The 1313-nt window shown below is 66.5% G+C and carries 1 protein-coding gene; it reads left to right on the top strand.

Translation table 11 applies throughout. The features are described from left to right. The first annotated feature begins 204 nt into the window (after positions 1-204). Positions 205-1122: a pseudouridine-5'-phosphate glycosidase gene (locus EOA29_RS36745; RefSeq protein WP_127222411.1), complete on the top strand. Its 918-nt coding sequence runs from the start codon at positions 205-207 to the stop codon at positions 1120-1122. The last annotated feature ends 191 nt before the right edge of the window (positions 1123-1313 follow it).

Below are 1313 nucleotides of genomic sequence, written 5' to 3'. Positions count from 1 at the left end.
GCTGCGCGGCCAGCCTCTGCGGGCGGCGCTGCGCGAAGGCGTTGCCGCGGCGACGCTCGCCATCGAGAGCGCCGAGGCAGTGCCAGCCTTCACCGCCTCCAGTTTCGCGCAGGCGCTGGCCCTTGTGCCGGAGGCACGGGAGGTGGCATAGGGCCACCAGATCATCTTGCCGGAGCATTTTTTTCGCTTCGATCGGAGACAGACATGACGCCTGAGACCGCCCGCCCCTTCATCGACATCCATCCGCCGGTGGCTGAGGCGCTCGCCGCCGGCAGGCCAGTGGTGGCGTTGGAAAGCACCATCATCACCCATGGCATGCCCTACCCCGACAATGGCGCCATGGCGGCCACGGTCGAGCAGATCATCGTCGATGGCGGCGCGGTGCCGGCGACGATCGCGGTGGTCAACGGCCGCATCAAGATCGGGCTGTCCGATGGCGAGCGCGAATCGCTCGCCATGACCGGCGACGCCATGAAGCTGTCGCGCGCCGATATCGGTTTTGCCGTCGCGCAAGGGCGCACCGGCGGCACCACCGTTGCCGCCACCATGATTGCCGCGCATATGGCGGGCATAAAGGTTTTCGCCACCGGCGGCATCGGCGGCGTCCACAAGGGCGCCGAGAAGAGTTTCGATATCTCGGCCGACCTCGACGAGCTGGCGCGCACGCCGGTCATCGTCGTCTCGGCCGGTGCCAAAGCGATCCTCGACATCGAAAAGACGCTGGAAGTGCTGGAAACGCGTGGCGTCCCGGTCATCGGCCATGGCAGCGAGACCATGCCGGCCTTCTGGTCTAGGCAGTCGCCCTTCCGCGCGCCGCTGACGCTGCACGCGCCGGAAGACATCGCGCATTTCTACCGGACGCGCCAGGCACTCGGCCTTGGCGGCGGCATTCTCGTCGCCAATCCGGTGCCGCAGAATGACGAGATCCCGGCCGCCGAGATGGATGGCTACATCCAGGCCGCGCAGAAGGCCGCCGAGGCGCAAAGCGTCACCGGCAAGGCGGTGACGCCCTTCCTGCTGTCGAAAATCCTGGAATTCACCGGCGGCCGCAGCCTCAAGACCAACATCGCGCTGGTCGAGAACAATGCGCGGCTGGCGGCGGAGATCGCGAAGGCACTGTAAAAGCTACTCGAACGTCCAGCAGCCCGGCTAATCGCGACAGCCGAGTTCCTTCGCACCCTCCTCTGGCCTGCCGGCCATCTCCCCCGCAAGGGGGGAGATTGGACGTCAACGCCGATTTCGCCAATCGCCAACGCTGCAAGAAGAGCGTCGGCGGTAAAGCTGCTGATCTCCCCCCTTGCGGGGGAGATGTC

It is taken from the genome of Mesorhizobium sp. M1E.F.Ca.ET.063.01.1.1, assembly GCF_003998155.1.
Taxonomy (GTDB): Bacteria; Pseudomonadota; Alphaproteobacteria; order Rhizobiales; family Rhizobiaceae; genus Mesorhizobium.
This window is presented reverse-complemented; position numbering and strand designations above follow the sequence as displayed.